A 25,266-nucleotide genomic window follows, 5' to 3' on the forward strand; every position below is an offset into this window, starting at 1 on the left:
GATCAACAAAACTTCAACCCGTTAGGGGAAGAAAATATGACCGCCCGGCGCATAGCTATCAACTGAGATGGGTAAGCTGCCTGCCTTTTGGGCTGCGTCGATCACCGCATCTCCCGGAGTGTGACATCGACCACACCTCAGCCATCTCTCCGGTATCCATCCATCCTCCTCCACGCATACCACGCCCCGCGCGGGGAAACGCGGGTTCGTTCGCCTGCCGGACGCGCGCGCCGCTAGGGTGCGGCCCGTGCGCGCCGACTCTCCCGAGTTCCTTCACACGACCCAGGCCTCGTACGACGCCATCGCCGAGGCCTACGCCGCCGAGTTCCCGGACAGCCTGGCGGGCAGACCTCTGGAGCGGGCCCTTCTCACGGCCTTCGTGGATCTGGTCCGGGCCGCCGGGGCGGCGAAGCAGCCCCCGGTCGCCGATGTCGGCAGCGGTCCCGGGCACGTGACGGCGCGGCTGCACGAGTTCGGGCTGCCGGTGTTCGGGATCGACGTCTCGCCGCGCATGGTGGCCCTGGCCCGCCGGGAGCACCCGGAGCTGCGGTTCCACGTCGGGTCGATGACGGCCCTGGACCTGCCGGACCAGACGCTCGGCGGCATCGTCGCGCTCTACTCGATCATCCATGTGCCGGACGACCAGTTGTCCGCGACCTTCGCCGAGTTCCACCGCGTGCTGGTGCCGGGCGCGCCCGTGCTGCTCGGCTTCCAGTCCGGGGACGAGGACGGGCATGAGCGGCTCACGGAGCGGTTCGGGCAGGAGATCTCGCTCGACTACTACTGGCGCACCCCGGACACCGTCGCGTCCCACTTCACGCGGGCCGGGCTGGAGCTGCACGCCTGCGTGCTGCGCGAGGCCGTGGACGGGGAGAAGCGGCCTCGCACCTTCCTGCTGGCGCGCAGGCCGGCTGTGGGCGCAGGGGGTTCGTGACCGGCCGGTGGCCGGCGGCCGTCCACCAACGGCACGGGACACTTGGCCTGCGGCCGCCACGCCCGCGGGGGCACCGGGACACCTGGCCTGCGGCCATCACGCCCCCGGGGGCACCGGGACACCTAGCCTGCCGCCACCACGCCCGCAGCACCCGCCGGACCGGCCATGCTCGCCGAAGTCGTGCCTGGCGGACCCGCCGTCCCGGCCGTGCTCGCTGAAGTCGTCGTGCCCGGCGAACCCGCCGTCCCTGCTGGGCCCGTCGTGCCCGTCGTGCCTGTCGTGCTTGTCGTGCCTGTGATCTTCGCCGGGCCCGTCCCGCCACCCGGACCCGCCAGGCCCTCCGGATCCGCCGGAGACGCCGGAGGGGGCGAGTCCACCGTGGGCAACCGGTGTACGTCCCGCGCCGTTCCCGTGACCCCGGACAGGAATCCCTGGGCCCGGGGGGAAGCGTGTTCGGTCAGCCATGACGGGTCGATGTCGCAGACGGCGACGCGGACCTCCGTGCCGGACAGGGCCAGCGGCAGGGTGTGGACGACCGTGGACGGGAAGCTGAGGATCGTCCGGCCGATGGGGCCGCGGCGGGCGATCAGTTCGAGGGGGAGTTCGGGGCGCACGATCTCCAGGCCCGTCTCGACCGCGAGGCGGTGCAGCTTCGTCGGGCTCTCGCGGCGGTGCGCGAAGTAGCGGGTGGCGCCGTGGGCCGCGGCCAGGGCGCGGACGGCCTCCAGGTAGTGGTCGTCGTCCACGACACCGGTCTCCACCAGGGAGGTACCGACCATGTCGGCGCCCTTGGTGATGCGCGGCGGGCCGAAGCGGGCCCGGGTCCACGCGAAGTCGTTGGCGGTGACCGTGACGCCCGCCGGGGTCTCCTCCACCGGCATGGACGAGAACACCTCCACCCGGCGCCTGCCCCCGGGGGTCAGCCGGCGACGGGCCGAGGAGGACACCGGCGCGAAGATCAGGTCCCGTGGGCCGGGGCGCCCGCCCTTGCGGTGCCAGCGCACCAGCCGCTCCCCCCGGGCCAGCTGGCCGACGAACTCCATCGTGGCCGTGCCGTCGTCGACGACGACCAGGTCACGAGCCCGCGTGATGGTCAGCAGCAGCTGGACGTAGCGGGAGAAGGGGTCCCCCAGCACCACCCGGCGCGCCCTGCGGAGCAGACCCGCGAGGCCGCCGACGGTCTGGAAGGGCGCGAGCGGGCCGCCGCGCGCCTCCTCCCAGCGGACCTCGTGCCCCTCGTCACGGGCCAGGTCGGACATCCGCCGCAGCTGACCGCGCGTCATCGGGTCGACGGGTGACAGCACCACGAGGGTGAGCCCCACGCCGGGCGCATGCGCGTGCGCCCACTCCAGCACGTTCAGCAGCTGTACCGGACTCTCGACGAACGCGAGAGTGTGGGGGCCGGCGTTCCCGGCGCGGGGGCTCATCGACGTACGACCGTCCCGTCGTAAGGGGGGTGTGGGGAGTTGTGCGCTCAGACGCCGACCGGCTCGCCCGCCGCGTCGGCGATCTCGGCCTCGGCGACCACACCGGTGACGCGGCGCAGCTTCTTCATCGGGGCCAGCTCGGAGTCGTAGACCTTCTTCACGCCGTCACCGAGGGAGGCCTCGATGGTGCGGATGTCGCGGACGAGGCGGGTGAGGCCCTGCGGTTCCACGGAGGCGGCCTGGTCCGAGCCCCACATGGCGCGGTCGAGGGTGATGTGACGCTCGACGAAGGTGGCGCCCAGGGCGACCGCGGCGAGGGTGGTCTGCAGGCCGGTCTCGTGGCCGGAGTAGCCGATCGGGACGTTCGGGTACTCCTGCTGGAGGGTGTTGATGACGCGCAGGTTGAGCTCCTCGGCCTTGGCCGGGTAGGTCGACGTGGCGTGGCACATCAGGATGTTGTCGGAGCCGAGGACCTCGACCGCGTGGCGGATCTGCTTCGGGGTCGACATGCCGGTGGAGAGGATCACCGCGCGGCCGGTGGCGCGCAGGGCGCGCAGCAGCTCGTCGTCGGTGAGCGAGGCGGAGGCGACCTTGTGGGCGGGGACGTCGAACTTCTCCAGGAAGGCGACGGCCTCGGTGTCCCACGGGGAGGCGAACCAGTCGATGTTCTTCGACTTGCAGTAGTCGTCGATCGCGCGGTACTCGTCCTCACCGAACTCCACGCGGTGGCGGTAGTCGATGTAGGTCATCCGGCCCCAGGGGGTGTCGCGCTCGATGTCCCACTGGTCGCGCGGGGTGCAGATCTCCGGGGTGCGCTTCTGGAACTTGACGGCGTCGCAGCCGGCCTCGGCGGCGGCGTCGATCAGCTTGAAGGCGTTCTCGAGGTCGCCGTTGTGGTTGATGCCGATCTCACCGCAGACGTAGACCGGACGGCCCGGGCCGACCTCGCGCGAACCGAACTGGCGGATACGGGAGTTGGTGCTCATGGCAGAGATGTCCTTACTTGGTGAGGGAATCGAGAGAGGGGCCGAGGATCCAGCTGGCGATCTCTCGGATCGCGCCGTCGCCACCGGGGACGGTGGTGACCGCGCGTGCGGCGCCGCGCACGACGTCGTGGGCGCTCGCGACCGCCACGGGCCAGCCCACGAGGGCGAAGCACGGGAGGTCATTGACGTCGTTGCCGACGTAGAGCACGCGCTCCGGCGCGATGCCCTGCTCCTCGCACCACTGCTTCAGCGCGAGGTCCTTGCGGTCGATGCCGTGCAGCACCGGGAGCTTGAGCTTCCGGGCCCGCGCGGCGACCACAGGGTTCTGTTCCGTGGACAGGATCAGCATGTCGAGGCCGCTCCTGCGGAGGGCCGCGATGCCGAGTCCGTCCCCGCGGTGCACGGAGACGAACTCCCGTCCGTCGGAGTCGACGAGCACCCGGTCGTCGGTCTGGGTGCCGTCGAAGTCGAGGACGACCGCGTCGATGTCGTCGGCGGTCGGGAGGGCGCCGGGGCGGTCCGCGTCGAAGAGCGGCGCGAGGGCCCGGGCGCGGGCCAGGTCGTGCGGATCGTCGATCTCCAGGACCCGGGCGGGGTCGGTGCGCACGAGTTCCGTGCGGCCGAAGAAGCGGTGCTGGTGCTTGCGGAAGCCGAGCGCGTCCATGCCGTAGACGGCTCCGGTCTCCAGGAAGTCCTGGGGGCGGTCCTGACGGCGCGGGCGGAACGACTTGTCGTGGTTGATGCCGTAGCCGCCGCCGACGGCCGCGTCGGCCTCCGTGACGCTCCCGGCCGTGACCTCGTCGTCGGCGTCGCGCCACACGAAGCCGTGGAACGGGGCCACGGTCAGCGCGGTGTCGGCGCCGTTCTCCACGATGGACTCGACGACGCCGTCCACGTCCTCGCGGATGATGAACGGGCTGGTGCACTGCACCAGCAGGACCACGTCCACCTGCGCCCCGTGCAGGGCCTCGTGGGCGTCCATGGCGTGCAGCACCGCGGCCTCGGAGGTCGCCGTGTCCCCGGCGATGGCGGCGGGACGCAGCACGATCTCCGCGCCGGCCTCGCGGGCGGCGGCGGCGATGGCCTGGTCGTCGGTGGAGACGACGACGTCGGTGACCAGCCGGGAGGCGAGGCACTCGCGCACCGCTCGGGACACCAGCGGGACACCGCCGACGGGCAGGAGGTTCTTCGCGGGCACGCCCTTGGAGCCGCCGCGCGCGGGGATCACCGCGAGCACGCGGCGCACCGAAGCCCTCTGGCCGGCTTCCGAGTTGGACATGGTTTCTGCTCCTTGACGTGGGATCGTGCGGCTCACAGCTCGCCCATCCGCCGGATGACGGGCGCCACGCGCTGCACGCCGTGCCGGTAGGCGCCGCGCGCCGCCCGGCGCACGATCTGCCGGACCGGTCCGGGGTCCCTGTCGGCGGCGGGCGCGCCGGGCAGCGGGGTGCCGTCCGGGCCGAGGTGGTGGCGGGCGAGGATCCCGGGCAGATAGCCGGGGGCGGTGACGGGTGTGTAGTACGGGGCCAGCGGCGGCAGTCCGGCGGGCCGGCCGAGCAGCTTGGCGATGCGCTCGCGCGCCGCGTCGAAGGCGGACTCGTACGGGCCTTCCGCTGCGACGCCCTGCCGGGCGACCCACTCCTCGTCGGGCACCGGCCGGTGTCCGGCGTCGAGCTGGTCCCAGGAGGCAAGGCAGCCGGAGCCGACGAAGTGGTGGTTGCCGAGCGCCTCACGGACGCCGAGGTCGGTCAGGACGACGGTCGGGACGCGGCGGTGCAGCGACTCCAGGGCGGCCGTGGAGCTGACCGTGACCAGCAGGTCGGTGCGGTCGAGGACCTCGCCCATGTTGCCGTACACCAGTTGGAAGTTGGCCGGCGGATCAAGGCGCTGCACCAGCTTCTGGTAGGGCAGTTCCTCGATGTGGGTGGTGTGTTCGCCCGGCTTGGAGCGCAGCTTCAGCAGCACCTCGCGTTCGGGGTGCTTGCGGGCGTGCTGGACCAGCCGGTTCAGCAGGTACGTACGGTCCTTGCGGTTCTCCGGCACGGAGGGCTGGGCGGCGAAGACGACCGTGAAGGGGTCGTGTTCGCCTTCGTAGGCCGCGCCGCCGAGGAAGGGCAGGGCCACCTCGGTCACCGACGTGGCGTCGGCGCCCACTCCTTCGTAGACGGCCCGGAAACGGTCCGCGTCCTGGCGGGAGTTGGCGAGGACCAGGTCGGCGCCGTGCCGCAGCAGCAGGCCGTCGGCGAGCTTCTCGTAGACGACACCGACGTAGCCGGTGACCACGACCGGGCGTGAAGTCCGGTTCTCCCAGGCCCGCTTGAGTCCGTGCAGCATCGCCTGCACACCGCCGCCGACCAGGGCGAGGACCAGGATGTCGTACGACTCCTCTGCCATGGTGCGCAGGAACTCGACGGCGGTGACCTCCCGCAGCGAGTCGGCGCGCACGCCGACCTCCTCCAGCTGGCGCGGGGTGGGCGTCGCCCGGCCGCGCAGCAGGAATCCGTCGAGGGCAGGACCCACTTGCGCGTCCTCGTCCGGTCCGGTTTCCATGGACGGTCCCGGGGCGATGCGGTGCGCGGTCAGCGCACCCCATTTCCATCGGGTGTCGGAGTCCGCGAGGACGGCGATTCGCGGGCGCTTCGGTGTACTTGCTGGCACGTCGAAGACGCTAGGAAGCAATTCCTAGGTATGGCGGAACCGCGACTCAACGAAAAGTTAACAACAGCCCACCGAGAGCCGAACTGGCCTGCTGGAGACCGGGAAGTACACGGGGTGCACCGTTCTGACACATTGAGTTCACCCAGTGTATGTTCACCGGAAAGTTCCGGAGCCGGACGGCCTCCTAACGTTTTGCGGGTGCCTAAGCTTTCCGTGATCGTGCCGTTCTACAACGTGCAGCAATACGCCCCGGACACCCTCAGAAGCCTTCGGCTGAATGCCGACCGCGATTTCGAGTTCATCCTGGTCGACGACCATTCGAAGGATGAGACCCCGGCCATTCTCGAACGAGCGGCCGAGGATCTTTCGGATGTCGCGCGCGTGCGTTACATCCGCCACGAGCAGAACGGCGGGCTGGCCACGGCCCGCAACACCGGCCTGGACGCGGCGCAGGGCGAGTACCTGACGTTCCTGGACGGGGACGACTGGCTGGCCCCCGGCTATCTCGCCGAACTGGTGTCCGCCATGGACGAGTTGGGCTGCGACTTCGTCCGCACCGACCATGTGCAGGCGACCGCCCGGGCGCGCTCGGTGAGCCGGGTGCCGGTCGGCCGGCGTTGGGAGGCGTTCAGCCCGCGGGACGCGATCCTGCCCGCCCACCGCTCGACCTCCGTCGACTACGCCTACGCGTGGGCCGGTGCCTACCACCGCCGCCTGCTCGACCAGGGCGTGCTGCACTTCACCGACGGTCTGCGCACGGCCGAGGACCGGCCGTGGATCTGGAAGCTGCACCGCGAGGCGGAGTCGTTCGCCGTGGTGAGCCTGCTGGGTGTGTTCTACCGGCGCGGGGTGGCCTCGTCCCTGACCCAGATCGGCGATGTCCGCCAGCTCGACTTCATTCGCGCTTTCGACCAGGTGATCGAGGAGACGGCCGCGGACCGCGAGGCGGACCGGCTGCTCCCCAAGGCGGTGCGGACGTACTGCGCGATCATCGCCCACCACCTTTCCAACGAAGACAGGTTCGAACCGGCCGTGGCCAGGCAGCTGCGGTCGATGAGCGCGGCGGCCATCAGGCGCATGCCACAGGACGCGCTCGGAGACGCACTGGAGGCCATGGACATGGACCGCTCGGCCAAGCTGCGGCGGCTGCGGCGCAGGGTCACCACGGCGGGGGCGGCGGCCTGATGCCCGGGACCACACAGATCTTCTGCGCCTCGACGCTGTACGGCGTCGCCACCCTGGCCGCCGCGATCGACTCGGACCTCTTCGAGGAGCCGGACCGCCGGGTGCTGCTGGTGTTCAACAACTCCGCGACCCCGGAGACCACCCCGGCCCTCGACGAGATGCCGGGCTTCGCGCCGCTGCGCGAGCACTTCGACGAGGTGCTGTCCTGGAACGAGGCGATCCGCCCCTTCCACCCGGGTGCCTGGACGCCGCGCTCCGACGACATCCCGCTCTTCGAGCGCTATCTGCGGATGCTGTGGGGCCTCGGCGACGACCGGGTGAGCCTGGTCCTGGAGTCCATCCAGGTCGCGCCCGCGCTCACGGTGGCCCAGCTGTTCACCGACGCCCCCGTCGACGTCTACGCCGACGGGCTGATGAGCTACGGCCCCACGCGCAACAAGCTCGACCCGCTGGTCGGCACACGCGTGCGGCGGCTGCTGCACCTCGATCTGGTGCCGGGCCTCACTCCGATGCTGCTGACCGAGTTCGACGTGCCGGCGCACCTGGTGCCGACGCCCGCGTTCCTGAAGGTGCTGGGCGAGGTCACCGAGACCGTCCCCGAGCTGCCCGACCTGCCCGGTGACTCGGCGCTGCTGCTGGGGCAGTACCTGTCGGCGCTGAACATCCTCTCCCCCGAGGAGGAAGAGGACCTGCACGTGCGGATGATGCGGGGCGCCGTCGCCCGCGGCCACCGCACGGTCGTCTTCAAACCGCACCCGACCGCACCGGCCCGCTACAGCCGTGCCCTGGAGTCCGAGGCCGAGAAGCTCGGCGTGGACCTCACCGTGCTGGACACGCCCGTGCTCGCCGAGGTGCTGTTCGACCGCGCCCGGCCCGCGCTGGTCGTCGGCTGCTTCTCGACCGCCCTGTTCACGGCCTCGTCGTTCTACGACCTGCCCGTGGCGCGCATCGGCACCGACCTGCTGCTGGAGCGGCTGACGCCGTACCAGAACAGCAATCGGATCCCCACCACGCTGGCGGACGCGCTGCTGCCCGACCTGGAGCGCGGCGGGGACGGCGACGTCCTGCCGGCCGAACTGCTGTCCGACCTGGTGACCGCCGTCGGGTTCACCATGCAGCCGCAGATCTACCCGGACCTGCGTCCGCGGGCGGAGCGGTTCCTCGCCCGGCACCTCGGTCCGCGCACCCGGCGCTACTTCAAGAAGCGGCGTCTCACCGCGCTCGGACTGCCCGGTGGCATTCCGCAGCGGCTGGCGTTCCTGCCCCGCAACTCCGCGGCGCGCAGGGTGGTGCGCCGGGCGCGGGCGCTGCGCAAGGCGGTACGGCGCTGAAGCGGGTCCGCCGGGTACGCCCGGCGGGCCCGCTTCGGCGACATCCAGATGAACCCGTGGGGACCGTCAGGCGAAGCCTGCCTCTGTCGAACGTTCTAGCGTCAATCTCCGTCCTAGGGTGACTGCCGGCGCCCTGCCCGCCCACAGGCGGCTCAGGTGAAGGACATACGAGCTACAGAGGTTTTCAGCGTGACGGAGACGGTCGTCAGCACCCGCAAGCCCCAGCCCGGTGTCGCCGTGCTGGTCGAACCACCGGGCGCCACGACCGTCCCGCGGCGCCGGCAGGGCTCCGGCGGCCGGCTGCGCGCCCTGGACGGGCTGCGGCTGGTGGCCGCGCTGATGGTGGCGGCGTACCACTACGGCGGCCGGGACGGTGAGGTCAGCGAGGCGTGGGGCACCTCGCCCACGGAGCAGTTCCCGACCCTGCACGAGTACTTCGCCTACGGCTGCCTCGGCGTCCAGGTCTTCTTCGTGATCAGCGGGTTCGTGATCTGCATGAGCGGCTGGGGACGGCCGCTGAAGTCGTTCTTCGCCTCCCGCGCCTCCCGGCTGCTGCCCGCCTACTGGGTGGCGGTCGTGCTCGTGACGGCGGTGTTCGCGCTGCCGGTGGTGGCCTACCAGGCGGTGTCGCCGAGCGACGCCCTGGTGAACCTGACCATGCTGCAGATGCCGCTCGGCGTGGACCGGGTGCTCGGGGTGTGCTGGACGCTGTGGGCGGAGATCCGCTTCTACGCGCTGTTCGCGCTGTGCGTGGTGCTCCCCGGGGCGAACCGCCGCCGGGTGATCATGTTCTGTGCGGTCTGGATGCTGGCCGCGGTGATGGCCTCGAACGCGGACATGCCGCTGCTCGACATCGTCGTGATGCCCGAGTACGCCCCGCTCTTCATCGGCGGCGTCGGCCTCTACCTCGTCCATCTGGACCGGCGGGACGCCTACGGCTGGGGCATCGTCGCCGTGAGCTGGCTGACAGGCCAGCACTTCGCGGTGCAGAGCCTGTGGCACGCGCCCAGCGCGGACGGTTTCTCGTACCGCTCCTCGCTCGGCATCGTCGCCGTCGTGACCTTCGGCTTCGTGGCGGTCGCGGCGATCGCGCTGGGCTGGCTGCGGTGGGCGAACTGGCGCTGGCTGACCGTGGCCGGGGCGCTGACGTACCCGTTCTACCTCGTCCACGAGCACCTCGGCTGGGTGGTGATCCACGCCCTGCACCGCGGCCTCGACCTGCCGTCCGGGGTGACTTTCGCCCTGACCGCGGCCTCGATGCTGCTGCTGGCATGGCTGCTGAACCAGTATGTGGAGAAGCCGCTGACGCCACGGCTGCGGGCGATGCTGACGAAAGCCCGCTGAGGCTGTTCACGCGCCGTTCAGCCAACCTTCGGTTCCGGCAACGCTGAGGGAGAAGGCTCGTCCCATGACCAACGCACAAGCGACCGACAAGCACCCCGGCGAGCTCGCGGACGTCCCCGGCTGGTTCCCCGCGCTGGACCAGATGCTGTTCACCTGGTTCCTCGAGCGGCAGCAGAGCCAGGGCATCCAGGGCGACCTGCTGGAACTCGGCGTCTACATGGGCAAGAGCGCGATCCTGCTCGGCCACCACCTCCAGACCGGCGAGAAGTTCACGGTCTGCGACCTGTTCGAGGGCGACGCCCCGGACGGCGCCAACCAGGCGGAGTCGCAGAAGTCCTACGCCTCGCTGACCCGGCAGGCCTTCGAGCGGAACTACCTCTCCTTCCACGACAGCCTGCCGACGGTGCTCGCGGCTCCCAGCTCGGTGGTGTCCGAGAAGGTGGCCCCGAACACCTGCCGCTTCATCCACGTGGACGCCTCGCACCTCTACGAGCACGTGCACGGCGACATCGGCGCGGCCCACGACATCCTGCTGCCCGAGGGCATCGTGGTCCTCGACGACTTCCGTTCCGAGCACACGCCGGGTGTCTCGGTCGCCACCTGGGAGGCGGTCCTCAACCGCGGGCTGCGGCCGATCTGCCTCAGCACGCAGAAGCTGTACGGCACCTGGGGCGATCCCGAGCCGCTCCAGGAGGAACTGCTCGACATGCTCCGGCAGCGCTCGGACTGCGGGCTGAGCGTGCAGGAGGCGGCGGGGCACCGGCTGGTCCGCGCCCGGTCCAGGGGCATGAAGCCGCCGCCCTTCCCGACCTCCCGGCACTACCTGGCGCCCGCGCCGGCGAGCGTCCCGGCCGCCCGGGTCACCGAGTCCCGCGCGGCGCGCCCGGCCCGGCCCGCCCCGTCCCGGGCCCGCCGCCTAGCCAAGGACCTGCTGCCGCCCGTGGTCACCCGGGCCGTTCGGCGGGCTCGCGCGAAGCGCTCCTGACGCAGGCGTGTCATGAGACGCCGTAGCGCGCCCCGATACCCTCGACGACGAGGGCCAGCCCCTCCTCGAAGTGCCGTTCGTAATCCTCGAAGATCTCCGCGCCCGCCTGGGCCGACAGTGGGAAGTCGGCCATCAGGCGGGCGCGTTCGTGTACGTCGTAGCCCTCACGGCGCTCGTCGGGCAGGGGCTGCACGCCCTGTTCCTCGGTGACGAAGCCGAGCGTGTAGAGATAGGTCGTGGTGAGCGCGCGGACCGCCTGGGGAAGGGTGAAGCCGGCGGCCGTGAACAGCCGCAGGTTCTCCTCCATCTGCCCGGCGTGCTCGATGCCGGTGAACCGTGAGCCGCTGAACACCTTCGCGCCGTCCCGGTACCCGAGCAGGGCCGCGCGCAGCCCCCGGTTGGCCTTCAGCAGCCGTTCCCGCCAGGTGTCGGCGGCGTCGAGGGCGGTCCGGGCCACCATCCGGCGGTACATCTCCGTGGCCATCTCGTCCAGCAGCGCCTGCTTGTCCTTGAAGTGCCAGTAGAGGGCGGGCGCCTTCACGTCCAGCTCCCGGGCGATGGCGCGCAGGGTCAGACCGTCCAGACCCACCTCGTTCAGCAGCCGCAGCGCGGTGTCCGCGACCCGTCGGCGGTCCAGGGGCTCACGTCGTTCCGTACTCACGCTTGACAACTTAACACCGTTAAGGCGACTCTCGTGAACGACGGCACTTAACAACGTTAAGGAGCGGGGTTCTCATGGAGACGGACGTACTGGTGGTGGGCGCGGGCCCGACCGGCCTGGCGCTCGGCATCGATCTCGCCCGGCGGGGCGTGGCGGCGCTGGTCGTCGAGCGGGCTGAGGCGCTGTTCCCCGGCTCGCGCGGCAAGGGCATCCAGCCGCGCACCATGGAGGTCTTCGACGACCTGGGCGTGCTCGGCGCGATCCGCGCGGCGGGCGGCCCCTACCCGGTCGGGATGATCTGGCAGGACGGCCGGCGCGCGGGCGAACACCGGATGTTCGACCCGGCCGAGGCGAGCGAGGACGCGCCGTACGACGAGCCGTGGATGGTGCCCCAGTGGCGTACGCAGGAGATCCTGCTGGCACGGCTGGAGGAGCTGGGAGGCGGGGTGGCCTTCGGCCGGGAGGTCGTCGGCCTGACGCAGGACGCGGACGGGGTCCGCGCGGAGTTCGGCTCCGGTGAGCCCGTCACCGCCCGGTACGCCGTCGCGGCGGACGGCGGCCGCTCGACCGTGCGCGGGCTGCTGGGCATCGGCATGACGGGCGAGACCCTCGACCCCAGCCCGACGCTCGTGGCGGACGTCCGGATCAGCGGCCTGGACCGGGACAACTGGCACATCTTCCCGCCCGTCGGGGACGGCGACGGTTTCCTCGCGATCTGCCCGCTGACCGGCACGGAGGACTTCCAGCTGGTGGCGCGGTTCCCTGACGAGACGGCCCCGGACCTGTCCCTGGAGGGCATCCGGAAGGTCGTCGCCGCCCGCTCACACCTCGCGCCGGAGGCCGTGACCGAGCTGCGCTGGGCCTCGGACTTCCGCCCCCGGGCGGCCCTGGCGGACCGCTTCCGCGCCGGGCGGGTCTTCCTCGCCGGCGACGCGGCGCACGTCCACTCCCCGGCCGGCGGCCAGGGCCTCAACACCAGCGTCCAGGACGCCTACAACCTGGGCTGGAAGCTGGGCGCGGTGCTCCGCGACGGCGCGGACGCGACCCTCCTCGACTCCTACGTGGAGGAGCGGAGGCCCGTCGCCGCTGACATGCTGGGGCTGTCGACCAGCGTGCACCGCGGCGAGACCCGGCGCGGCGGGGCGACCCGCCAACTCGGCCTCGGCTACCGGACGTCGTCGCTCACCCACGAGACCCGGCCCGGCCCGGGCCCGCTCCGGGCCGGCGACCGCGCGCCCGACGGCACCGTGGACGGCGTCCGGCTCTTCGACGCCTTCCGCGGACCCCACTGGACGCTGCTGGTGCTGGGCGGGGCGCGTGTTCCGGACGTCACGGCGCCGGTCCGCGTCGTACGGGGCGCGGCGCCCGGGACGTACGGCCCCGGGCTGTACCTCGTCCGGCCCGACGGCTACATCGGCTGGGCGGGCGACTCGCCCGCGGGCCTCCCGGAGTACCTCGCCCGCTTCGGCCGGTGCTAGGGAGCGTGGGCGTCTGCGGCTACGCGCTCGCCAGGGACAGCTTCACCGCGAAGCCCAGGAACAGCGCCCCCGCCGCCGAGGTCGCACCCGCCGAGAGCCGCTTGCGGCGGCGGAAGACGGCGGCCAGCCGGGTGCCGCCGAATATCAGCGCGCTCAGGTAGAGCACGCTGGCGAGCTGCGCGAAGGCGCCGAGGACGACGAAGGACACGGCCGGATAGGCATACCCCGGGTCGACGAACTGCACGAAGAAGGCGACGAAGAACAGGATGGCCTTGGGGTTGAACAGGCTGACGACGAAGGCCCGGCGGAAGGGCCGCTCCTCGGCGGGAGCGGGGGCCTGCACCGCATCGGCGGACCGCTCACCACGGGTGCGCCACATGCCCCACGCGGCCCGCAGCATGCCTATGGCCAGCCACGTCAGATAACCGGCACCCGCGTACTTCACGATCCCGAACAGCACGGCGTTCGCCTGCAACAGCGAGGCGACACCCGCTGCGGACAGCGTCATCAACACCGTGTCCCCGCACCAGACGCCCCCGGCCGCGGTGTACCCGGCACGCACACCACGGCGGGCGGCCACGGACAGCACGTACAGCGAGTTGGGACCGGGCAGCAGGATGATGAGGACGAGGCCCGCCAGGTAGGTGGGCAGATCGATGACACCGAACATGAAAAGGAGTCTCGCACGAGGGTGTGACACTCCCCCCGCCCCGGCCGGCGGTCAGAAGACGTCCGACGGGACGTACGCGCCCCACACCTCGCGGAGTGTGTCGCAGACCTCGCCGATGGTGGCGCGGGCGCGCAGGGCGTCTTTCATGGGGTAGAGGACGTTGTCGTCGCCTTCGGCGGCTTTCTTCAGGGCCGCCAGGGCCGTGGTGACGGCCGGCTGGTCGCGCTCGGCGCGCAGGGCGGCCAGGCGTTCCGCCTGCCTCGCCTCGATGGCCGGGTCCACCCGCAGCGGCTCATACGGTTCTTCCTCATCGAGCTGGAAGCGGTTGACGCCGACCACGACCCGCTGCCCGGCATCGGTCTCCTGCGCGATCCGGTAGGCGTTGCGCTCGATCTCGCCCTTCTGGAAACCCCGCTCGATGGCGGCCACGGCACCACCCAGCTCCTCGACCCTGTCCATCAGGGTTACGGCCGCCGCCTCGACGTCATCGGTCATCCTCTCGATCGCATAGGAGCCCGCGAAGGGGTCGACGGTGGCGGTGACGTCGGTTTCGTGGGCGAGGACCTGCTGCGTGCGCAGCGCCAGACGCGCGCTCTTGTCGGTGGGCAGCGCGATGGCCTCGTCGAAGGAGTTGGTGTGCAGCGACTGCGTCCCGCCCAGCACCGCCGCCAGCCCCTGCACCGCCACCCGCACCAGGTTCACCTCCGGCTGCTGCGCGGTCAGCTGCACCCCAGCCGTCTGCGTGTGGAAACGCAGCATCAACGACTTCGGGTTCTTGGCGCCGAACTCCTCACGCATCACCCGCGCCCAGATCCGCCGCGCCGCCCGGAACTTCGCCACCTCCTCCAGCAGCGTCGTCCGCGCCACGAAGAAGAACGAAAGCCGCGGCGCGAAGTCGTCCACATCCATCCCCGCCGCGACCGCCGTGCGCACGTACTCCACACCGTCGGCCAGGGTGAAGGCGATCTCCTGCGCCGGCGACGCGCCCGCCTCGGCCATGTGATAGCCCGAGATCGAGATCGTGTTCCACCGCGGCATCTCCGCCCGGCAGTACTTGAAGATGTCCGCGGTCAGCCGCAACGACGGCTTCGGCGGAAAAATGTAGGTCCCCCGGGCGATGTACTCCTTCAGCACATCGTTCTGGATCGTCCCCGTCAGCCGCTCCGCGGCCACGCCCTGCTCCTCCGCCACCAACTGGTACAGAAGCAGCAGCAGCGCCGCCGGGGCGTTGATCGTCATCGACGTGGACACCTGCTCCAGCGGAATGCCGCCGAACAGCACCCGCATGTCCTCCACCGAATCGATCGCCACCCCCACCTTGCCCACCTCACCGTGCGCGATCGCCGCATCCGAGTCATGACCCATCTGGGTGGGCAGATCGAACGCCACCGACAACCCCGTCGTCCCGTGCGCGATCAACTGCCGGTAGCGGGCATTGGACTCCGACGCCGTACCGAACCCCGCGTACTGACGCATCGTCCACGGCCGCCCCGTGTACATGCTCGGGTACACACCCCGGGTGTACGGATACGCCCCCGGCTCCCCCAGCCGCTCCGCCGGATCCCAGCCCTGGAGAACCTCCGGCCCGTAGACCGGCTCGATCGGCAACCCCGACTCCGACTCATGCGCCATGGTGTGATGCCTCCCGGAGAGCAGTGACCTCGCTCACCACCATGCCCCCTGGTTCGCGACGGGTCACGCCCGGGGAACATCTCAGGTGACATCCGGGCACACCGGTGAGACGACGGGGGGCCGTGTGCGTACCACGGGCATGGGGAGAGCAACGATCGCGGTGGCCGTCGCCGGGGTGGCCGTGCTGGCCGGCTGTACCGTCCAGCCCGCCGACGGTGACGGGAAACGCCGCTCGCCGGTGCACATCGAGCTGCCCAGCGGCACCCCGGAACCGGCCCGCACTCCGGAACCGGCCCGCACGCCGGGCGGGGCCCGCACCCCCGCCGGCGGCGGGCCCGGCACCGCGTCCGCACCGCCACGCGACGACAAACCGAGCGCCGCCCCCGCTCCGGCCCGGGTGCTGTGGTCCCGGGGCGACACCGGCCGCGACGTCCGTGAACTCCAGGCCCGGCTGCGCCAGGTCGCCTGGCTCTTCGACGGGCCGACCGGGACGTACGACGACCGGACGGAGCGGGCGGTCAGCGGCTTCCAGGGCAAGCGCGGGCTGCCGCGCACGGGGCGGACCGACGCCGTCACCTGGCAGCGGCTGCTGGGGATGACGCGCGAGCCGGGCCGGTGGGACCTGTACCTGATGGGCGGCCAGCCGGCCGACCCGCCGGACGCGCGCTGCAGGACCGGCCGGGTGCTGTGCATCGACAAGACCAGCCGGACACTGCGCTGGATGATCGACGGGCGGACCGTGTCGACGATGGCCGTGCGCTTCGGCTCGCAGTACACGCCGACCCGGGAAGGCGTCTTCTCGGTCTACTGGAAGTCGCGCGACCACGTGTCGACGCTCTACGACTCGCCCATGCCCTACGCGATGTTCTTCAGCGGCGGCCAGGCCGTGCACTACTCCGCCGACTTCGCGGCCCGGGGCTATGCGGGCGCCTCGCACGGCTGCGTCAACGTACGGGACGAGCAGGCGATCTCGGGGCTGTACGCGCAGGTCCGCAACGGCGACAAGGTCGTCGTGTCCTGGTGAGGGAAGCGGGAGGGAGATTGGGGCGCGGGCGGGACCGGGGGAACGTGTCCCGCCCGCGCTCAGATGCACGAGCCGTAGGTACGGGGGGAACCCCGGCTCTGTGCGACGGCCGATGACCAGTCGGCTCACTCATTACTGCGCCGGGGCGGCCGAAAACGTCACACCCTCGGCCAGAAGATTTTCGCGGAGTACAAAACCGCAGGTCACAGGGGCTACTCAGACCGTGCGGACCGGCCGCGGTCCGCGTGGCCGTCGCCGGTGCCCTGCCGCTCGGCCCGCTGCTGGGCCTTCCGCTGGGCCTCGCGCTCGGCCTTGCGCTCCGCCTTGTCCTGCTTGCGCCCCTGGTTCGCGCCCTTGCCCTTGCTGGCGCCCTTGCTGTTGTTCGCGTGCTTGCCCGGGTTCGCGTCGCCGTGGCCGCGCTGGGTGGCACGGCCGTCGGCGCCGGCCAGGACGCCCTTGCAGTACTTCCACACCCGGGAGCCGCCCGCCGCGTCCCGCAGGGCGCGCCGGTGCTCGCCGTTCAGCCGCTTGCCTTCGCGCAGGTCGCGGCAGGCGGTGGCGACCTTCCCGTGGCCGTCGCGGGGCCGGTCTCCCCTGTCGCCGGAGCCGGGCTTCGGGGCCGCGTCGTCGCGGTCCCCGGTCCGGCCGGAGCCACCGGCGCCGCCCGTCGAGGTGCCGCCCGGCGCGTCGTCGGGCGTGGACCCGCCCTGCACGGCGTCGCTCGGGGAGGGCGAGATCAGCGGGCGTTCGGGCGGAGTGACATCGGCCGAGACGGAGGCTCCGGGCTGGGGCTCGTCGCCGAACGGTGCTTTCAGGACTCCGGTTCCGGCCGCGACGGCGACTCCGCCGACCATGCCGACGGCCAGCACGGCGGCGAGTGCGAGGCGCGCGGGACGGGCCCAGCGGGGCCGCCGGTCGGCGCCGGAGCCGGAGCCCCGTGGGGCCCCGATCCGGACCAGCCCGGCGTCGTCGACGTCGCGGCGCGTCTGTTCGCCGGTGCCCGAACGGGCCCCCGCGGCGTCGGCGCGCTCCGCGCTCGCCTTGCGGAAGGCGGCCATCGCGGCGGCCTCACCCGGGAGTTCCTCGCTGGTCAGCGGTGGTGACGCGGACAGTGCGTCGAGTGTCCTGGCGAGGCGTTCGGCCCTTTCAGGGGCTGCGCCGTCGACAGCTTCGAGTGGCTCTCCGTTCAGCAAGCGCTCCGCTGTTTCGCGGTCCAGCCACCTGTACTGCTCGTCGGCCATCACACATCCTTCTGCGTCCGCGCGACGCTTTGCGTCACACGTGCGGACGTCATGGCACTACCGCGTGGTTCTCTCTGGGGCGGCAGGGCGTCGAGCACCCCGGCCGATTCCGGATCGGCCTCCGGATCGCCGCCGAGCAACTCCGCGAGCCGCTTCAGTCCCCGGTGTGCCGCCGTCCGGACGGCGCCCGGGCGCTTGCCGAGGGTCTCGGCGGCGGTCTTCGCGTCGAGCCCCACGACCACGCGCAGCACGACCGCCTCGGCCTGGTCCTGCGGCAGCCGGGAGATGAGGGAGAAGGCGCCGTCGGTGGCGAGCGCCTCGATGGCCTCGCCCGCCGTGTCGGACTCGGCGGCCCGGCCGGTCAGTTCGGTCTCGTCGCCGCCGATCGCGGGCCGCCGCCCGCGCATGCGTATGTGGTCCAGGGCGCGGTTGCGGGCGATACGGGCGGCCCAGCCGCGGAAGCGGTCCGCGTCGCCGGTGAACCGCTCGAGGTCACGGGCTATCTGGAGCCAGGCCTCGGACGTCACGTCCTCGGCGTCGGGGTCGCCGACCAGCGTCCGTACGTATCCGAGCAGCCGCGGGTGCACGGTGCGGTACACAGTCCGGAACGCGCTTTCGTCTCCGTCCTGTGCCGCACGCACCGCGGCGGTCAGCTCCGCGTCGTCCCCCAGCACCGCGCGCCCTTCTGCGCCTAAACCGGTGCCGCTTCCGCGGACCGGGTTCTCGCCGTCGTGGTTGCTCAATTGGTGGTTGCGGTTTTTCAAGGCCGCAGGTGGTTGCGGTGGTCTTGCCGCCTCCGCTGTTGGCGCGAATGGCACGTTACGACCTGAAACCACTCGACGTCCATGTCCGCCGGAGATGCAACTAAGCCGTGACACGGTGGGGTGTGACAGAAAACGCACACCGGGCGCTGTAGGAGATACGGGCCGCGGCGCGGTCCGTGCCGTGCGACGGCCGGGGCCTCTCCTGTGGGGGGTGGCGGCCTCGGCCGTTGCCAAGGCGGCGTCTCAGGGTCCGCCGCATCCCTTACTGAGAACGGTCGTTGGGCCGGGCGGGGGTGCCCTTGCCCCGGTCCTTGTCCGTGCCGTTGTTCTCGCCGGAGCCCTTGTTCTCCGAACCGCCGCTCCTGTTCGGCCGGGGCTCGGGCGTCGACGGCTCCAACTGCGCGGCGCAGTACCGCGTGACGTTCCTCTCACCGCCCGCGGCGTCGATGAGACGCTGCCAGGCCGTCGCGTCCATGGCCCGGCCGCGGCCTCCGACCCGCTGGTAGGCGCGGCAATGGGCCTCGGTGTCCTGGGCGGGGGCAGGGCGGTCGGGACGGGCGGTGGCGGAGCCGGGGGCGGTGCCGGGGGTGTGGCCGGAGGCGCCGTCCCGGGGAGGCGTCCGGGCCGGGTCGCTCGGGGTGTTGCTGGTGGCGGGCGAGGGCCGGGGGCTGTCGTCCGGGCCGTCCGCCGAGGATCCCGCCGCGCCGATCGCCGCCACGGCGACACCGCCCAGGGTCAGGCTCGCCAGCAGCACGCCGAGCGTCGTCCTCAGCGACCGTCCCAGGTGCCGCCGCTCCCGGGGCTGCCAGTCGTCCCGGCGGCGGGTGAGCGTCCGGTGGGCCCCGGAGTCCCGGGCGGCCCGGAACGCGGCCACGGCCCGCTGTTCCGCCTCGGCGTCGACACCGTCCCGGACGAGGGAGGCGGCGATGAGCGCCTCGACCTCGGAGTCGAGAAGGGCATGACGGGAAGCGCGGCCGGCAAGCCCGCCGTCGCTCTGCCGTTCACCCATGTCCGTTTCCGTCCCTGCTCGATCCACTCGTCCCACTAGGCCTGCCCGGCCTCACCAGTACGTCCCGCTCGTCCGGCCTGTTCACAACGCCGGGTCCGGGTGACCCCGGCCGGAAAAGCTGAGCTCTGTTCACGTCGACTCACCCAGCGTCCGGGGAGCCTCATCCGTCACACTCTCCGTCCCGAGCTGCCGGGCGAGACGTTTCAGCCCCCGGTACGCGGCCGTGCGCACCGCGCCCGGCCGCTTGCCCAGGACGCGTGCGGCGGCGGGGCCGTCGAGGCCGACCACGACGCGCAGCAGCACGGCCTCGGCCTGGTCGCGCGGCAGCCCGCGGACCAGTTCCAGGGCGTGTTCGGTCGACATGGCCTCCAACGCCTGCTCGTACGTGCTCTGCGGCCCGGGCAGCTCCAGTACGTCCTGTTCCAGCGCGGACGACCGGGGCCGCACCCGCTGCCGGCGCAGATGGTCCAGCGCCCGGTGCCGGGCGATGGTCGCCGTCCAGCCGCGGAAACCGGCCCCGTCGCCCTTGAACCGTCCGAGGTCCCGGGCGATCTCCAGCCAGGCGTCGGACGCCACGTCCTCGGCGTCGTCGCCGACGATCCCGCGCAGGTAGCCGAGCAGTCCGGGCTGCACGATCCGGTAGGCGACCGCGAAGGCCGCCTCGTCACCCTGCTGGGCCCGCGCGACGGCCGCGCCCAGTTCCCCGTCGTACGCCTGCACGCGCCGGGGTTCCGCTCCCTGACCCAAATACCGTCCTCGTCCGTACCGAGTGCGCGCCCTCCTCTGCGACGCCCCCCACGCTCATCAGCGCCGGTTCGCCCGGAAGTGTCACAGCGCGTCAGGCGCCCGGTTCCCGCGACCGTTCGGGTCATCCCGCGCCGCCGTCCTCGGGAGCGCCGGCTCGGAGAGGTTTTGTCCAAGTGACGGACCGGGGAGCTCTGCACGCGAGTACAACCGCCCGACGAAAGGCGAGCGCCGTATGCCGTCCCTCCTCCTGCGCACCGCCGTCGCCACCGCCCTGGCCCTCGGTGCCCTCGGCCTGACCCAGCCCGCCCGGGCCTCCTCCTCGGACGACGACGTGCACACCGTCCGGGTGCCGGACGGTGATCCCCACGAGCGGTCCCTCGCCCCGCGCACCACCGAGCCGTTCAGCATGGTCGGTGTCACCTGGGACGATCCGGACACCGCCCTGGACGGCACCGCGCATGTGCGCACCCGCTCCCGAGAGAGCGGCGAGTGGAGCGCGTGGCGCGCGCTGGACACCGACGTGCGGACGCCGGAGGCGGGTCCCGACCGCGACCGTGCCGGGGTGCGCGGCGGCACCCAGCCGTTGTGGACCGGGCCCGCGGACGGCATCCAGGTGCGCGTCTCGGGCTCCGGGCTGCCCGAGGGGCTGCGCGTCGAGCTGGTCGATCCCGACGGCGGGTCGGACGCCGTGCACACCACGGTCGTCGATCCGGACGTCCCCGGACCTGCCGCCGGAGCGCCGTCCGTCGCCCGCCCCGCCGTGACCTCGCGCTCCGCCTGGGGCGCCGACGAGTCCCTGGTGAAGGACCCGCCGACCTACACCACCGCCACCAAGGCGATGTTCGTCCACCACACGGCGGGCACCAACGACTACAGCTGCTCCGAGTCGGCGTCGGTCGTGCGCGGCGTGTTCCTGTACCACGTGCGCAGCAACGGCTGGAACGACATCGGCTACCACTTCCTCGTCGACAAGTGCGGCAAGATCTTCGAGGGTCGCGCGGGCGGTATCGACCGGCCCGTCCTCGGCGCGCACACCTACGGCTTCAACACCGCGACCAGCAGTGTCTCGGTGCTCGGTGACTACACCAAGGCGACGGTGAGCTCCGCCGTGCGCGCGGCGGTCGCCAAGGTCGCGGCCTGGAAGCTGGGCCTGTACGGCATCGACCCGACGGGGACGGTGGTGCTGACGGCCGGGGCCGACAACGGCAAGTACACGGCGGGCCAGAAGGTGACGCTGCACCGCATCTCGGGGCACCGCGACGGCTACCCGACCGACTGCCCCGGACAGAACCTCTACGACGGCCTGCCCGAGATCCGCACCCTCGCCGCGGGCGCCGGTACGCTCGCCGCCGCTGTCCCGCAGTCGGCCGGGCCCGGGTTCGAGGGACTGCCGGAATCGGCCGAGTCCGCCTTCGAGGGCCTGTTCGGGCGCTGACGCTACCGCCGGGGCGCGGTGCTCATCGCGTCCCGGCACAGCAGGCGCAGCGAGCCGTGCCCGGCGTAGCAGCGGCGGGCCTCGTCGATCGGGTCCCAGAGACGTCCGTCGGGGGTGCGGATCCAGTGGTCGCCGCCCGACGCCCACCACTCGGCCCCGGCCTGACGTGCCATCACCTCACCGGCGTAGGCACCGAAGCCACGCAGCGTCTCCTGCACCGCGGGGTACGGCGCCCCTTCCCGTCGTATCCCCTCGATCATCCGGTCGATGCTCCACAGGCTCTGGGCCGAGTAGTCGAGGTGCAGCCGTGCTCCCTCGCGCATCGTCGCCACCGTGTCCGCCGCCCATCGCAGCGGCTTCGTCGCGGCCGAGGGCCTGGTTTCCGCTTGAGTCGTCACACCCCGGAAAGCGCTGGCGAGAAGCGTTTCGTCACCCGGATTCGGCGGCTTTCCCGAAGCGACGCAGGACCGCCCCACGGCGGCCCCACGACAGTCACAGGACCCTCCCAGGAACGGGGGTTTAGGCCGGTCAGACGCCCGGCGGGCCTTCAACCTCGGAGGTCCGGCCCTCAGCCCTGCCAGTGGATCCCCAGCCCTGCGTCGCGCCTCACCCCTGCTGCCGGATTCGGCGGGAGACGACCGCGCGGAGGACGCGCCGTCCCTCGACCGACACCTCCAGTGCCCGCCGCAGTCCGGCCTGGCCGTGTCCGGCCAGGACCTCCAGGACGGTGATCTGGCGGCGCAGTTCGGCGGCGACTAGCGGTGACATGCCGTCCGTACGGCCCTCGCGGCGGGCGTTCACCGTGGAGGCGTCGTCCTGGAGGGTGTCGAGGAGGCGGTGGATCTGGAGGGAGGCGACGGAGCAGGCGTCGGCCCACACCCGCACCCCGGCGGCGGACCGGTCGGCGGGAGCGGCCTCGAGCATCCGGCGGGCGAGCACGGCCGCCTCGTCCTCACCACCCGCGGTGTCGAGCTTCCCGCGCGCCTGTTCCAGGCCGTCACCCCAGTCACGGGCTCCGGCGCCGTCGGTGAGGCTCGCCCACAGCGGCCGCAGGATCTCGTCGTCGCCGCCCAGCAGGGGCACACACCGATCCAAACAAGCCAGCCCGCTCGCGGCCAGCCCGCGTTCGTCGGCCTGTGCGATCAACTCCACCAGGCTCATCCACGTCTCCCTCCGCGGGCCTTTTGTTCAGGGCCCTACCAGGCCGCTTCCAGCCCTCACCCCTCACGGAACCCGCACTTCCCCTTACTGCGTGCGACGGCCCCGGAGTGTCACAGGGGCACCACGCCGAGTCTGTCGAGGAAGCGGAACAAGAGGTTTTCGGCCAGGGGATCGGGGTCTGAAGTGAGTACGTCCACCAGCGCGTCGGCGTTCACTTCGCGTCCGGCCTCAGCGGCCCAGCGGACGGCGTGCTCGGCGGCGTCGCGGGGCTCCAGGAAGTAGTCCTCCATCCTCAGCCCCTCCCGGCCGGCCCCCAGGTACCCGGCCATCGCGGTCCGCGCGAGGCACGTCGTCCACGCCCCGCTCTCCGGCGCCGCGGCCTCCAGCGCCACGCACTCGCTGTTCATGACGTACCCGAAGAGCGCCGGTGCTCCGGTCTCCCGGGCCAGGGCGTTCATGTTCCCGACGTCGCCGTCGCCGCTCGGGTACTCCCAGACCTGCCACCCGCCGGGCGCCGAGGCGCGGCACGTCATCCCGTCCGCCGCCCCGGCCAGCGCGTCCAGCTCCACCAGCGGCCGTTCCGCCCGGCCCACGACGAAATATCCCCAGTAGCCCATGTTCCGGTTCCCCCCGGCATATTCGATTCGGCTCGCGTCAGAAGACCACCACAGCCGTACGGGAGTTCGCAGCCTTACGGGCCGATTCGAGCGGAGTCAGCCGAGCCTGTCCGCCAGTGCCCGGAACTCCGCCCAGGACTGCTGGGGCCGGCCCGGGTCCCAGAGCTTCTGGACGGTCGCCCGCAGCGGCATCCGGATTCCGGCCGCGACCTGGTCCTGCGTCTGCGCGTTCGGCTGGTCGCACCAGACGGCGAAGGTCCCGCCGAGGATCTGGTCGTCGTAGCGCGCCGGCACCTGCGCGGTGTCGCGCAGCATCCGCGGTGTCCACTGCTCGTAGATCCGCTGCCCGGTCGGATAGACGAAGGTCTGCGGCTCGCCGAGCACGTAGTACAGGAACTCGTCGTTGTAGTTGATCACCTTGCGGCCCGTGCTCAGGTACTCCACCGGCGCCCGGGCGCCGATCTCCTTGCCGGTCCAGTAGGCGACCTGGATGTCCTTGTCGGCCGCGACGGACGTGTCGCGGAAGAAGCCGTCGTTCCACGCGCGCGGGATGCGCTGATTGTCGCGGACGGTGGCGGCCCTGTCGTTCAGCCAGCCGGTGGTGAGGTCGGCGACCGTGGCGCCGGAGCCGTACCTCTGCTGCGCGGCGGCGGCCAGCTGTGGGAAGGACGCCTCCGGGTCGGAGCGGACCAGCGCCTGGTACTCGTCGCCGCCGAGGTGCCAGGGCGTGCCGGGGAAGAGGTCCGCGTACTCGTTCAGCAGGTCGTCGACGATCTCGGCGCTCTCGGCCTTGGAGATGTCGATGGCGCCCTGCACCGCCGACCCCTGCGCGGTGCGCAGCTGGAGGTCGGGGTGGGCGTCGAGGACCGCGCCGAGGTGCCCGGGCGAGTCGATCTCGGGCACGACGGTGATGTGCCGGCTCTCCGCGAGGTCGACGATCTTCCGCACCTGGGCCTTGGTCAGGTGCTCCTGGGACACGATCTCCGGATGGGAGTCGGACTCGATCCGGAAGCCCTGGTCGTCGGAGAAGTGCAGGCCCAGCTCGTTGTACTTCAGGTCGCCGAGCTCCCGGATCCGGTCCTCGATCCAGCCGGCGGTGAAGTTCTTGCGCGCGATGTCCAGCATGAACCCGCGTTGGGGCTTGGCCGGCTCGTCCTTCACCACGCCCTCGGGCGCCGTGCCGCCGTCGTGCACCTCCTGCTTGAGCGTGCGGGTGCCGTAGAAGACGCCCGCCTCGGCGGGCCCGTTGATCTCCACCCGCCCGTCGCGCACGGTCATGACGTACGACTGAGGGTTCGCCGTCTTGTCGCCGTCCAGCGCCAGCCGTACGTCCCCGGCCTGCCGGTCGTTCTTCTCGCCCTGGTACGACAGCCCCAGCTCACCGGCGATGAGCCGCCCCTCGTCGGCCAGCGCCGGGTCGTCCACGACCACCCGGTCACCGCTCTCGGGACGCCAGCCCGGGCCGCGTGCGGCGGTGTGGTCGCGTACGGCGGGGATCGTCTGCGGGGCCTTGGACAGGGCGAACGAGCGGCTCGGGCTGGGGCTCTCCTCCGGCGAGGTGCCCCGCGGGGCGGCCGCGGTCCCGCCCGACGGTCTGGCCTCCGGTTCCGTGGACCCGCCGTCGCCGCCCGAGGCCGCCCAGATCCCGAGACCCACCCCGGCCACGACCACGACCAGGGCGACTGCCATGGCCACGACCAGCACCTGCCGCTGTTTCACCTGCTTCGCCGAAGTCCGGCGCCTGCGCTGACTCACACGGCCAACGTAAAACCCCGTGCCGCCCGGCGCGCGTTCGGCGCGCGTCCACCCCACATCCCGAAACTCTCTCTCCCGGGTGAAATTCGGGCATCCGTCGGACACGTCGTGGTCGTACTCGATAGCGTGACGTCACAACTCTCACAACATGCCCTGCCGACACACGTGACGCCCACGAGGATCCACGCTGCCCGCGCACCGTCTCCCAGACCTCCCCGGCCG

General features: G+C 71.9%; 22 protein-coding genes and 1 pseudogene. 8 read left to right on the forward strand and 15 right to left on the reverse strand.

Going from position 1 to position 25,266, the window contains the following annotated elements; genetic code table 11:
- The first annotated feature begins 247 nt into the window (after window positions 1-247).
- On the forward strand, window positions 248-934 hold the full coding sequence (locus ABZ016_RS04645; protein WP_356915090.1) for a class I SAM-dependent methyltransferase: 687 nt from the start codon (window positions 248-250) through the stop codon (window positions 932-934).
- A 377-nt stretch (window positions 935-1,311) separates the two neighbouring features.
- Here ABZ016_RS04645 and ABZ016_RS04650 read toward each other — a convergent pair.
- The 4 genes and pseudogenes from ABZ016_RS04650 to ABZ016_RS04665 form a co-directional block, all read right to left on the reverse strand.
- Window positions 1,312-2,361: pseudogene (locus tag ABZ016_RS04650) on the reverse strand (hypothetical protein); the annotation flags it as partial.
- A 47-nt stretch (window positions 2,362-2,408) separates the two neighbouring features.
- Entirely contained in the window at window positions 2,409-3,347 is a 939-nt protein-coding gene (locus ABZ016_RS04655) for an N-acetylneuraminate synthase family protein (protein WP_356915091.1), read from the reverse strand.
- A 13-nt stretch (window positions 3,348-3,360) separates the two neighbouring features.
- Entirely contained in the window at window positions 3,361-4,626 is a 1,266-nt protein-coding gene (locus ABZ016_RS04660) for an N-acylneuraminate cytidylyltransferase (RefSeq protein ID WP_356915092.1), read from the reverse strand.
- A 32-nt stretch (window positions 4,627-4,658) separates the two neighbouring features.
- Window positions 4,659-6,005 carry a DUF6716 putative glycosyltransferase gene (locus ABZ016_RS04665; protein WP_356915093.1) on the reverse strand — a complete coding sequence of 449 codons (1,347 nt, stop codon included), beginning with the start codon at window positions 6,003-6,005 and terminating at the stop codon, window positions 4,659-4,661.
- A 198-nt stretch (window positions 6,006-6,203) separates the two neighbouring features.
- On the opposite strand from ABZ016_RS04665, the gene ABZ016_RS04670 reads away from it, so the two are divergent.
- From ABZ016_RS04670 to ABZ016_RS04685, 4 genes are all read left to right on the forward strand, one after another.
- Window positions 6,204-7,190: a glycosyltransferase family 2 protein gene (locus ABZ016_RS04670; RefSeq protein WP_003992533.1), complete on the forward strand. Its 987-nt coding sequence runs from the start codon at window positions 6,204-6,206 to the stop codon at window positions 7,188-7,190.
- Window positions 7,190-8,521, forward strand: a complete 1,332-nt coding sequence (locus ABZ016_RS04675) for an alpha-2,8-polysialyltransferase family protein (RefSeq protein ID WP_356915094.1) — start codon at window positions 7,190-7,192, stop codon at window positions 8,519-8,521. The genes ABZ016_RS04670 and ABZ016_RS04675 overlap by 1 nt, the downstream gene beginning before the upstream one ends.
- A 237-nt stretch (window positions 8,522-8,758) precedes the next feature.
- A complete protein-coding gene (locus tag ABZ016_RS04680) occupies window positions 8,759-9,865 on the forward strand; it encodes an acyltransferase (protein WP_356915496.1) in 1,107 nt (368 codons plus the stop codon).
- 64 nt (window positions 9,866-9,929) lie between these two features.
- Complete coding sequence (locus ABZ016_RS04685) at window positions 9,930-10,850, forward strand: class I SAM-dependent methyltransferase (RefSeq protein WP_356915095.1); 921 nt, start codon at window positions 9,930-9,932, stop codon at window positions 10,848-10,850.
- 10 nt (window positions 10,851-10,860) lie between these two features.
- Here the strand turns inward: ABZ016_RS04685 and ABZ016_RS04690 are convergent, their stop codons facing one another.
- Complete coding sequence (locus ABZ016_RS04690; RefSeq protein WP_356915096.1) at window positions 10,861-11,511, reverse strand: TetR/AcrR family transcriptional regulator C-terminal domain-containing protein; 651 nt, start codon at window positions 11,509-11,511, stop codon at window positions 10,861-10,863.
- A 74-nt stretch (window positions 11,512-11,585) separates the two neighbouring features.
- Here ABZ016_RS04690 and ABZ016_RS04695 point away from each other — a divergent pair, with 74 nt between their 5' ends.
- The gene (locus tag ABZ016_RS04695; RefSeq protein ID WP_356915097.1) at window positions 11,586-12,989 is read left to right on the forward strand and encodes an FAD-dependent oxidoreductase; all 1,404 of its coding nucleotides are present in this window, start codon (window positions 11,586-11,588) and stop codon (window positions 12,987-12,989) included.
- Between the two features lie 19 nt (window positions 12,990-13,008).
- Here the strand turns inward: ABZ016_RS04695 and leuE are convergent, their stop codons facing one another.
- Both leuE and ABZ016_RS04705 read right to left on the reverse strand, forming a co-directional pair.
- Window positions 13,009-13,659 (reverse strand): leucine efflux protein LeuE, encoded by a 651-nt coding sequence (leuE, locus tag ABZ016_RS04700; protein ID WP_356915098.1) that lies wholly within the window; start codon window positions 13,657-13,659, stop codon window positions 13,009-13,011.
- A 51-nt stretch (window positions 13,660-13,710) separates the two neighbouring features.
- A complete protein-coding gene (locus tag ABZ016_RS04705; RefSeq protein WP_356915099.1) occupies window positions 13,711-15,291 on the reverse strand; it encodes a methylmalonyl-CoA mutase family protein in 1,581 nt (526 codons plus the stop codon).
- Between the two features lie 139 nt (window positions 15,292-15,430).
- On the opposite strand from ABZ016_RS04705, the gene ABZ016_RS04710 reads away from it, so the two are divergent.
- On the forward strand, window positions 15,431-16,315 hold the full coding sequence (locus ABZ016_RS04710) for a L,D-transpeptidase family protein (protein WP_356915100.1): 885 nt from the start codon (window positions 15,431-15,433) through the stop codon (window positions 16,313-16,315).
- A 212-nt stretch (window positions 16,316-16,527) separates the two neighbouring features.
- Here ABZ016_RS04710 and ABZ016_RS04715 read toward each other — a convergent pair whose 3' ends face one another.
- The 4 genes from ABZ016_RS04715 to ABZ016_RS04730 all read right to left on the reverse strand — a co-directional run bounded on the left by ABZ016_RS04715 (window position 16,528) and on the right by ABZ016_RS04730 (window position 20,076).
- Window positions 16,528-17,556 (reverse strand): hypothetical protein, encoded by a 1,029-nt coding sequence (locus tag ABZ016_RS04715; RefSeq protein WP_356915101.1) that lies wholly within the window; start codon window positions 17,554-17,556, stop codon window positions 16,528-16,530.
- Complete coding sequence (locus tag ABZ016_RS04720) at window positions 17,556-18,230, reverse strand: RNA polymerase sigma factor (protein WP_356915497.1); 675 nt, start codon at window positions 18,228-18,230, stop codon at window positions 17,556-17,558. Before ABZ016_RS04720 ends, ABZ016_RS04715 begins: the two co-directional genes overlap by 1 nt.
- 352 nt (window positions 18,231-18,582) lie before the next feature.
- Window positions 18,583-19,329 carry a hypothetical protein gene (locus tag ABZ016_RS04725; protein WP_356915102.1) on the reverse strand — a complete coding sequence of 249 codons (747 nt, stop codon included), beginning with the start codon at window positions 19,327-19,329 and terminating at the stop codon, window positions 18,583-18,585.
- Between the two features lie 129 nt (window positions 19,330-19,458).
- On the reverse strand, window positions 19,459-20,076 hold the full coding sequence (locus ABZ016_RS04730; RefSeq protein WP_356915103.1) for an RNA polymerase sigma factor: 618 nt from the start codon (window positions 20,074-20,076) through the stop codon (window positions 19,459-19,461).
- 232 nt (window positions 20,077-20,308) lie between these two features.
- Here ABZ016_RS04730 and ABZ016_RS04735 point away from each other — a divergent pair, with 232 nt between their 5' ends.
- Window positions 20,309-21,511 (forward strand): N-acetylmuramoyl-L-alanine amidase, encoded by a 1,203-nt coding sequence (locus ABZ016_RS04735; protein WP_356915104.1) that lies wholly within the window; start codon window positions 20,309-20,311, stop codon window positions 21,509-21,511.
- 2 nt (window positions 21,512-21,513) lie between these two features.
- On the opposite strand, the gene ABZ016_RS04740 is transcribed toward ABZ016_RS04735, so the two are convergent.
- From ABZ016_RS04740 to ABZ016_RS04755, 4 genes are all read right to left on the reverse strand, one after another.
- Window positions 21,514-21,909 (reverse strand): hypothetical protein, encoded by a 396-nt coding sequence (locus tag ABZ016_RS04740; RefSeq protein ID WP_356915105.1) that lies wholly within the window; start codon window positions 21,907-21,909, stop codon window positions 21,514-21,516.
- A 208-nt stretch (window positions 21,910-22,117) separates the two neighbouring features.
- Window positions 22,118-22,672: a hypothetical protein gene (locus tag ABZ016_RS04745; RefSeq protein WP_356915106.1), complete on the reverse strand. Its 555-nt coding sequence runs from the start codon at window positions 22,670-22,672 to the stop codon at window positions 22,118-22,120.
- 110 nt (window positions 22,673-22,782) lie between these two features.
- The gene (locus ABZ016_RS04750; RefSeq protein ID WP_356915107.1) at window positions 22,783-23,289 is read right to left on the reverse strand and encodes a hypothetical protein; all 507 of its coding nucleotides are present in this window, start codon (window positions 23,287-23,289) and stop codon (window positions 22,783-22,785) included.
- Between the two features lie 96 nt (window positions 23,290-23,385).
- Window positions 23,386-24,978, reverse strand: a complete 1,593-nt coding sequence (locus tag ABZ016_RS04755; RefSeq protein WP_356915498.1) for a glycoside hydrolase family 20 protein — start codon at window positions 24,976-24,978, stop codon at window positions 23,386-23,388.
- Window positions 24,979-25,266 lie beyond the last annotated feature (288 nt).

This window comes from Streptomyces sp. NPDC006372 (assembly GCF_040612515.1).
In the GTDB taxonomy this organism is placed as follows: domain Bacteria; phylum Actinomycetota; class Actinomycetes; order Streptomycetales; family Streptomycetaceae; genus Streptomyces.

Coding starts and splice junctions, on each gene's coding strand:
- ABZ016_RS04675 (WP_356915094.1), top strand. CDS start 7,190: ATGCCCGGGACCACACAGATCTTCTGCGCCTCGACGCTGTACGGCGTC.
- ABZ016_RS04715 (WP_356915101.1), bottom strand. CDS start 17,556: ATGGCCGACGAGCAGTACAGGTGGCTGGACCGCGAAACAGCGGAGCGC.
- ABZ016_RS04725 (WP_356915102.1), bottom strand. CDS start 19,329: ATGGGTGAACGGCAGAGCGACGGCGGGCTTGCCGGCCGCGCTTCCCGT.
- ABZ016_RS04750 (WP_356915107.1), bottom strand. CDS start 23,289: ATGGGCTACTGGGGATATTTCGTCGTGGGCCGGGCGGAACGGCCGCTG.
- ABZ016_RS04755 (WP_356915498.1), bottom strand. CDS start 24,978: ATGGCAGTCGCCCTGGTCGTGGTCGTGGCCGGGGTGGGTCTCGGGATC.
- ABZ016_RS04695 (WP_356915097.1), top strand. CDS start 11,586: ATGGAGACGGACGTACTGGTGGTGGGCGCGGGCCCGACCGGCCTGGCG.
- leuE (WP_356915098.1), bottom strand. CDS start 13,659: ATGTTCGGTGTCATCGATCTGCCCACCTACCTGGCGGGCCTCGTCCTC.
- ABZ016_RS04705 (WP_356915099.1), bottom strand. CDS start 15,291: ATGGCGCATGAGTCGGAGTCGGGGTTGCCGATCGAGCCGGTCTACGGG.
- ABZ016_RS04735 (WP_356915104.1), top strand. CDS start 20,309: ATGCCGTCCCTCCTCCTGCGCACCGCCGTCGCCACCGCCCTGGCCCTC.
- ABZ016_RS04660 (WP_356915092.1), bottom strand. CDS start 4,626: ATGTCCAACTCGGAAGCCGGCCAGAGGGCTTCGGTGCGCCGCGTGCTC.
- ABZ016_RS04655 (WP_356915091.1), bottom strand. CDS start 3,347: ATGAGCACCAACTCCCGTATCCGCCAGTTCGGTTCGCGCGAGGTCGGC.
- ABZ016_RS04685 (WP_356915095.1), top strand. CDS start 9,930: ATGACCAACGCACAAGCGACCGACAAGCACCCCGGCGAGCTCGCGGAC.
- ABZ016_RS04745 (WP_356915106.1), bottom strand. CDS start 22,672: ATGAGCCTGGTGGAGTTGATCGCACAGGCCGACGAACGCGGGCTGGCC.
- ABZ016_RS04710 (WP_356915100.1), top strand. CDS start 15,431: ATGGGGAGAGCAACGATCGCGGTGGCCGTCGCCGGGGTGGCCGTGCTG.